The sequence below is a fragment of the Amycolatopsis mediterranei genome, assembly GCF_026017845.1.
GTDB lineage: Bacteria > Actinomycetota > Actinomycetes > Mycobacteriales > Pseudonocardiaceae > Amycolatopsis > Amycolatopsis mediterranei.
This window is the reverse complement of the sequence record NZ_CP100416.1, coordinates 2,574,529-2,581,491: the sequence shown is the minus strand read 5'-3', so window position 1 is coordinate 2,581,491 and position 6,963 is coordinate 2,574,529. Positions and strand designations below refer to the sequence as shown.

General features: G+C 73.8%; 7 protein-coding genes. 4 read left to right on the top strand and 3 right to left on the bottom strand.

The features are described 5' to 3' along the window. Together ISP_RS12380 and ISP_RS12375 are read left to right on the top strand one after the other, a co-directional pair. Nucleotides 1-527 (top strand): YbaK/EbsC family protein (locus ISP_RS12380; protein ID WP_265049902.1); only part of this gene is annotated, 527 nt, incomplete at its 5' end. Further along, on the top strand, nucleotides 524-1,096 hold the full coding sequence (locus tag ISP_RS12375; protein ID WP_013224203.1) for a GNAT family N-acetyltransferase: 573 nt from the start codon (nucleotides 524-526) through the stop codon (nucleotides 1,094-1,096). The genes ISP_RS12380 and ISP_RS12375, both read left to right, overlap by 4 nt. Nucleotides 1,097-1,114: 18 nt before the next feature. Here the strand turns inward: ISP_RS12375 and ISP_RS12370 are convergent, their stop codons facing one another. The 3 genes from ISP_RS12370 to ISP_RS12360 all read right to left on the bottom strand — a co-directional run bounded on the left by ISP_RS12370 (nucleotide 1,115) and on the right by ISP_RS12360 (nucleotide 5,026). After that, nucleotides 1,115-1,984, bottom strand: a complete 870-nt coding sequence (locus tag ISP_RS12370; RefSeq protein WP_013224202.1) for a DMT family transporter — start codon at nucleotides 1,982-1,984, stop codon at nucleotides 1,115-1,117. 364 nt (nucleotides 1,985-2,348) lie between these two features. Further along, the gene (locus ISP_RS12365) at nucleotides 2,349-4,037 is read right to left on the bottom strand and encodes a DUF885 domain-containing protein (RefSeq protein WP_176742099.1); all 1,689 of its coding nucleotides are present in this window, start codon (nucleotides 4,035-4,037) and stop codon (nucleotides 2,349-2,351) included. A 104-nt stretch (nucleotides 4,038-4,141) separates the two neighbouring features. Beyond that, nucleotides 4,142-5,026, bottom strand: coding sequence for a methylenetetrahydrofolate reductase (locus tag ISP_RS12360; RefSeq protein WP_013224200.1), 885 nt, complete (start codon nucleotides 5,024-5,026; stop codon nucleotides 4,142-4,144). A gap of 95 nt (nucleotides 5,027-5,121) precedes the next feature. On the opposite strand from ISP_RS12360, the gene merB reads away from it, so the two are divergent. Next, nucleotides 5,122-5,811, top strand: coding sequence for an organomercurial lyase (gene merB, locus ISP_RS12355; RefSeq protein ID WP_013224199.1), 690 nt, complete (start codon nucleotides 5,122-5,124; stop codon nucleotides 5,809-5,811). A gap of 60 nt (nucleotides 5,812-5,871) precedes the next feature. After that, nucleotides 5,872-6,963 carry a polyprenyl synthetase family protein gene (locus tag ISP_RS12350; RefSeq protein WP_013224198.1) on the top strand — a complete coding sequence of 364 codons (1,092 nt, stop codon included), beginning with the start codon at nucleotides 5,872-5,874 and terminating at the stop codon, nucleotides 6,961-6,963.

Below are 6,963 nucleotides of genomic sequence, written 5' to 3'. Positions count from 1 at the left end.
TAGCCCAGGGGTACACGTGTGCGCGGGCGCACCCGGCGGCGCCCCGGGGGGGCGCCGCGGGGGCCGACGCGGCCCCGCGCGGCGCCGCCGAGGGCATCCGTGTCCTGCCCGCCGAGGTCCGGACCGCCGCTCAGGCGGCCGACGCACTCGGCGTGCCCGTCGGGGCCATCGCCAACAGCCTCATCTTCCGCCTGGGGTCCGACAAAAAAGCGCTCCTCGCGCTGACGTCGGGGGCCCACCGCGCCGATCCGGCCGCCCTCGAACGGCTGGCCGGGGGCGAAATCGCCAAGGCCGACGCCGATTTCGTGCGAGCGCACACCGGGCAACCGATCGGCGGAGTCGCCCCGGTCGGGCACCCCGCGCCGCTGCCCACCCTGGTCGACACCGCGCTGCGCGCCCACGACGTCGTCTGGGCCGCCGCCGGGCACCCGAAGGCCGTGTTCCCCACGACCTTCGCCGGGCTGGTGGCGTTGACCGGGGGCACCCCGGGCGCGCTCGCCGGCGCGGAGGAAGATGGGCAGCCGTGACCGCGATGCCCGCCGGCTGCTCTCGCTACGTCCGGCTCTCCCCGGACGAGTTCCGCGCCCGCCTGCCCGAAGCGCTCGACATCTACGTCCGGGCGATGCGGTACCCGGCCGGCACCGCCGAGCAGCGCGCGCCGATGTGGCTCACCCACGCGCTGCGCGAGGGCTGGCGCTGCATGGCCGCGCTCGACGCCGACGACGTCCTGCTCGGCGTGGCCTACGGCTACCGCGGCCGCGCCGGGCAGTGGTGGCACGAGCAGGTGCGCCACGGCCTGAGCCGCCGGGCCGGGGCCGCCGAGGCCGACCGCTGGCTTTCGGACTACTTCGAGCTGACCGAGATCCACGTCCGGCCGGAGAACCAGGGCCACCAGATCGGCGAGGACCTGCTGCGCAGCCTCCTGGAAGGCGTCCCGAACGCGAACGTCCTCCTGTCGACGCCGGAGGGCACGAGCCGGGCGTGGAAGCTCTACCGCCGCACGGGCTTCGTCGACGTCCTGCGCGACTACCACTTCGCGGGCGACCCGCGGCCGTTCGCGATCCTGGGGCGGCCGCTGCCCCTCGACCCGCGCTGAGCCGAGGGGCAACGGCCCTCAGCGCGGCTCGGGACGCCAGTAGCCGACGACCAGCGCCGCGACCAGCACGGCGGCGCCGCACCACGCCGTGACGCCCAGCCGTTCACCGAGCAACGCGGCGGAGAGCACCGCGGCCGTCAGCGGCTCGAGCACCGCCGAGAGCGAGCCGAGCACGGGGTGCGCGTCGGCCAGGCCGCGCAAGTACGCGGCGTACGCGAGCGCGGTCGGGACGGCGCCGAGGTAGCAGACGAGCGCGAGGACGTCCGCGTGCAGCGGGATCGCCATGCCGGACCAGCTCGCGACCGGGACGAGCAGCAGACCGCCGGTGAGGCAGCCGAACGCCGTCGTCGACAGCGGCTCCAGGCCTTCGACCGGCTTCGCGGTGAGCAGCGTGAGGGCCGCGAAGCCCGTTGCCGCGAGCAAGGCGCAGCCGAGGCCTCCGAATGAAATCGCTTCGCCCGGTGACCACTGGAGCAGCACCAGGCCGGCGAGGGTGCCCGCCACGGACACCACCGTCCAGCGACGGAGTTTCCGCACCGACGCGAGGGTGACGAAGACGGGCGCGGCACCGATCGTGGTCATGGTCGCGACGCTCACCGAGCTGAGCGCGACGGCGGCGAAGTAACTCGCCTGGAACAGGGCGAACAGGCCGCCGACGGCGAGGGTGCGCCGGACGGCTCCGGGCGTGCGCGGGAAGGTGCCGCCGGTCAGGAGGACGAAGAGGGTGGCGACCCCGCCGCCGACGAGCAGCCGGTAGTCGGCGACGGCGAGTGGGTGGAGGCCGGAGAGGCCGCCGAGCAGCGAGCCGGCGAGGCCGCCGGTGCCCCAGAGGACACCGGCGAGGACGAGCGCGGCCGAAGAACGGGCGCGCGTGGGGAGAGACACCAAGGAAAACGCTCCTGCGTCGAAGGAAAGGGAGATCGACGACGCGGGGCGGTGCTCAGCACGAATCGGCCGCGGGCCTCGAAGGCCGCGCGGCGAGGGACCACCCCGCTCAGGCGCGAGGCGGTGGGGTGACGAAGAGGATCCGGCGCACGGGGCGAACCTACCGGCGAGGCCCGGGTGAGCGCGACGGGTTTTCCCCCGAGCCGGAGCGGCGCGGAGTTCAGGATTTCCGGCCCCAGAAGGCGCGCACGACGTCGGCGAAGGCGCGCAGCCCCTCCGGCCCGCGTTTCCTCGCGATGCAGGCGCGCATCGGCAACGCGGCGACGAAACTCGGGCGCCGGCGAAACCGCCGGCGCCCGAGAAGCGCTCAGTCCAGGCCGGCCAGCTGCTCCCGCAGGGTGTCCAGCCCCATTCCGCCCAGCTTCAGCGCCTCCGTGTGGAAGTGCTTGATGTCGAACCCGGCCCCGGCGCGGGCCTGGGCCTCCGACCGGGCCGCCAGCCAGAGGCGCTCGCCGATCTTGTACGCCGGGGCCTGGCCCGGCCAGCCCAGGTACCGGTCGATCTCGTCGCGGATGTGGGCCTGGTCCGTGATGGTGCGGGCCAGCATGAACTCCAGCCCGAGCTCGGGCGTCCACCGCGAGCCCTCGTGGAAGCCCGTTCCGGCCGGGATCACCAGCTCCAGGTGCATGCCCAGGTCCACCACCACGCGGGCCGCGCGGAACAGCTGCTCCGACAGCATTCCCAGCAGGTCGCCGTCGTCGGACAAGTAGCCCAGTTCCTCCATCAGGCGCTCCGCGTACAGGGCCCAGCCCTCCGCGTGGCCCGACGTGAACGCCAGCAGCCGCTGGTACTTGTTCAGCCCGCCCGACTGGTCCACCGCCGTCGCGATCTGGAGGTGGTGGCCCGGCGCTCCTTCGTGGTACACCGTGCTCGTCTCGCGCCAGGTGCTGAACTCGTCGCGGCCCGCCGGCAGCGACCACCACATCCGGCCCGGACGCGCGAAGTCCTCGCTCGGGGGCGTGTAGTACGCGCCCACTCCACCGCCCGGCGGGGCGATCTTGCAGTCCAGCGCCATCACCCGGTCGGAAATGTCGAAGTGCTTGCCGCGCAACGATTCCAGGGCGTCGTCGGACAGGCGCTGCATCCACGCCTCGAACTCCGCACGGCCGCGGACGCGGTAGCGCGGGTCGGCGTCCAGGACCGCCGCCGCCTCGGCCGGCGATGCGCCCGGTTTGATCCGGTTCGCCACCGCGCGCATCTCGGCCTCGATCCGGGCGAACTCCGCCCAGCCCCACTCGTAGGCCTCCCGCAGGTCCAGTGCCGCGCCGACGAAGTAGCGCGACCACAGGCGGTAGACGTCCTCGCCGACGGCGTCCTTGACCGGGGCCTTCGGCGCCAGCTCGGCCCGCAGGAACCCGGCGAACTCCGCGAACGCCTCGTCCGCGGCCCGCGCGCCGTGCGCGAGGTCCGCCTTCAAGGCGTCCCCCTGCGAAGACGCGCCGCCGACGAGCTCGGTGAAGAAGCTCTTCTCCTCCTTCAGCCCTGCCCACGTCTCGCACTGCTCCGCCACCTTCGCGACCTGACGCAGCGCCGAGACGCGCCCCGCGTCGGCCGCCGAAAGCAGGCCGCTGCGGACGTTCGCGAGTGCCCGGGGCACCTCGGCGATCCGGGCCGAGACGACCGCCCAGTCCTGCTCGGTCTCCACGGGCATCAGGTCGAACACCATCCGCAGGTCCTGCACCGGGCTGGAGATGACGTTCAGGCCCGCCACGTCGAGGCAGGCCTCGTGGATCTCCAGCTCCAGGCCGACGCGCTCGGTGAACACGGCCTTGGCGGCGCGTTCGGCGGCGTCCCGCGGCTCGGCGGCGGTGACGGCCGCGTGCGCCCGCGCGGCCAGGCCGGCGCGCTCGGCGAAGCCGGCCGCCGAGTAGTCGGTCAGCCGGTGGTCGTGGCCGGCGACGCCGTGGACGGTCGCCGCGACCGGGTCCGCGGCCACGTAGTCGTCGACGTAGCGGTCACAGATTTCGTGCACGCCTTCGGAAGCAGTAGAAGCCATGCGCCGCACGCTACCGGGCCACGTGTAGCTGGTGGTACGTACTTCAGTTCGGGGGTCCGGGTGGCGGAGCCCCCGGCCCGGGCGAAGCCCGGTTTGTCACAGCCTTAAGCACGGGCCGGGACGAGGCCGAGCCGGGCGATCACCTCGCGGGTCGCCTTCGAGCGGTTGAACGTGTAGAAGTGCAGGTTCGGCACGCCCTCGGCGATCAGCTTCTCGCACAGTTCCGTGGTCACGTCGATGCCCGCCGCGCGGAACGCCTTGGGGTCCTCGGCCAGCGGTTCGAGCCGGTCCAGGAGCTTCCGGGGCGCCGGCGCGCCGGACAGCTTGATCGTCGTCTGCAGCGTCCGCCACGTCGTCAGCGGCATCACGCCGGGCAGCACCGGCACGTCACAGCCGGTCGCGGCGACCCGGTCGCGCAGCCGCAAGAAGTCCTCGGCGCCGTGGAACAGCTGCGCGATCGCGAAGTCCGCGCCCGCCCGCAGCTTGCGGACCAGGTACTTCGTGTCCGTTTCGAGGTCCGGCGAGCGCGGGTGTCCGTAGGTGTACGCCGACACGCCGACGCAGAAGTCACCGAGCGAGCGCACCAGCTGGACCAGCTCTTCGGCGTACTGGAGGCCCTCCGGGTGCGGGATCCAGTCGCCGTAGACGTCGCCCGGCGGGTCGCCGCGCAGGGCGAGGATGTTGCGGACGCCGACCGAGGCGTACCAGCCGATCACGTTGCGCAGCTCGGCGACGGAGTGGTTGACCGCGGTCAGGTGTGCCATCGGCACCAGCGTCGTCTCGGTCGCGACGCGGGCGATGCTGCGGATCGTGCCGTCGCGGCTGGAGCCGCCGGCGCCGTAGGTGATTGACATGTAGGCCGGGTCGTACGGCTCGAGCTCCCGGATCGCCTTCCAGAGGACGGCCTCGTCCGCCGTGTCCCGGGGTGGGAAGAACTCGATGGAGAACTTCGGCCCGTCTCCTCGCAACCGCTCGATCACCGACGTCATACCCGCATGTTAAGGGCCGCCGCCCGCCATGCGGGAGCCCCCGTCCGCGTCGCGGGACAGTCATTCGAGTCACCTTCGAGGACTAAACTGGCACGATGCGGGACGACGACGCGAGCTGGGACGAGGATGTGCGTCTCGCGGTGTACCGCGCCTTCGCCCGCCACGGCCGCGCGCCGAGCGGGCCGGAGCTGGCCGACGCCGCGGGCGGGTCGCTGGCCGTCGCGAAGCAGGCCCTGCACCGCCTCGCCGACGCCCACCACCTGGTGCTCGACGAGTGCGAGCACGTCGTCCTGGCCCACCCCTTCGCCGCGAAGTCGCTCGGCTTCTCCGTGATGGGCGCGCACACGCTGTGGTGGGGCGGCTGCGCGTGGGACTCGTTCGCCATCCCGCACCTGGTCGACGCCGAGCCGGAGGTGCTCGTCGCAACCCGCTGCCCCGGCTGCGGGCAGCCGCACGCGCTGGTCGTGAACCGGACCGTGCCGCCCGAAGGCGTTCAGGTGGCGCACTTCCTGGTGCCCGCCGCCCGGATGTGGGACGACGTCCTGCACACGTGCGCGAACCAGCGCCTCTTCTGCTGCGAGTCCTGTGTGGACGCCTGGCTGGCGGAAACCGGGCAGCCCAAGGGTTCCGTGCTCGACCTGGTCACCCTCTGGCGGCTGGCCCGTGGCTGGTACGCGGGCCGGCTGGAGCGCGGCTACCGGCGGCGCGAACCGGACGACGCCGTCGCCTACTTCGCCGAGGCGGGTCTCACCGGGCCGTTCTGGGCGGCCACGGCGGGAGTCTGATTCGCCACATCCGGGTGCCCCGCGCGCCCGCGCGCCCGCGGGTTCGGCGAGGATGGCGGGATGAACGCGCCCGCCGCCGACACCGACCTGCCCGCCCACGTCGAGCGCGCGCTGGCCGGGTTCCTCGATCGGGCGGGCACCGCGATCCTCGGCACCGAGCCCACCGTGGCCGCCGGGATCGACGCGCTGCGCGGGTTCGTGCTGGGCGGTGGCAAGCGCTTGCGCCCGACGTTCGCGTGGTGGGGCTGGCGCGGCGCGGGCGGCGACCCGGCCGGCCCGGACGCCGAGGGCGTGCTGCAGGCGGTGGCCAGCCTCGAGCTGATCCAGGCGTGCGCGCTGATCCACGACGACCTCATCGACTCCTCCGACTCCCGCCGCGGCAACCCGACCGTGCACATCGCGGGCGCGAAGCTGCACGCCGACCGCGGCTGGCTCGGCTCCCCCGCCACGTTCGGCCTGGCCACCGCGGTGCTGGTCGGCGACCTGGCGCTGGCCTGGGCGGACGACATGTTCGCCGACGCGGACCTGCCCGCCGAGACCCTGGCCGCGGCCCGCCCGGCTTGGCGCGCGATGCGCACCGAGGTGCTCGCCGGGCAGTACCTCGACGTCCGCACGCAGGCCACCGGGGACGCCTCCGTCGAGGCCGCGCTCAAGATCGACCGGCTCAAGACCGCCGCCTACACCGTGCAGCGGCCGCTGCACCTGGGCGCCGCGCTCGGCGGGGCCGCCCCGGAGCTGATCGCCACGCTGCTGGAGTTCGGCGGCGAGGTCGGCGTGGCGTTCCAGCTGCGCGACGACCTGCTGGGTGTCTTCGGCGACCCGTCGGTCACCGGCAAGCCCGCCGGTGACGACCTGCGCGAGGGCAAGCGCACCCTGCTCGCCGCCCTCGGCCTGCAGCTCGCGGCGGAAAAGGGCGAGCAGGCCGCGGCCACGGTGATCGCGGACGCGATCGGCGACGCGGACCTGTCCGACGAGGGTGTCGAGACCGTCCGGATGGCGTTGCAGCAGGTCGGCGCGGTCGAGGCGGTCGAGCGCCGGATCGACGAGCTGACGACGGCGGCGATGGCCGCCCTCGACCGCGCGCACCTGGCCGAGCCCGCACCCGCGGCGCTGACCGGGCTGGTCGTCAAGGCCACCCAGCGGACGTACTGA

Bases quoted from the DNA above. Each gene is read 5' to 3' on its own strand.
- ISP_RS12350 (WP_013224198.1), top strand. From the start codon at position 5,872: ATGAACGCGCCCGCCGCCGACACCGACCTGCCCGCCCACGTCGAGCGC.
- merB (WP_013224199.1), top strand. From the start codon at position 5,122: ATGCGGGACGACGACGCGAGCTGGGACGAGGATGTGCGTCTCGCGGTG.
- ISP_RS12365 (WP_176742099.1), bottom strand. From the start codon at position 4,037: ATGGCTTCTACTGCTTCCGAAGGCGTGCACGAAATCTGTGACCGCTAC.
- ISP_RS12360 (WP_013224200.1), bottom strand. From the start codon at position 5,026: ATGACGTCGGTGATCGAGCGGTTGCGAGGAGACGGGCCGAAGTTCTCC.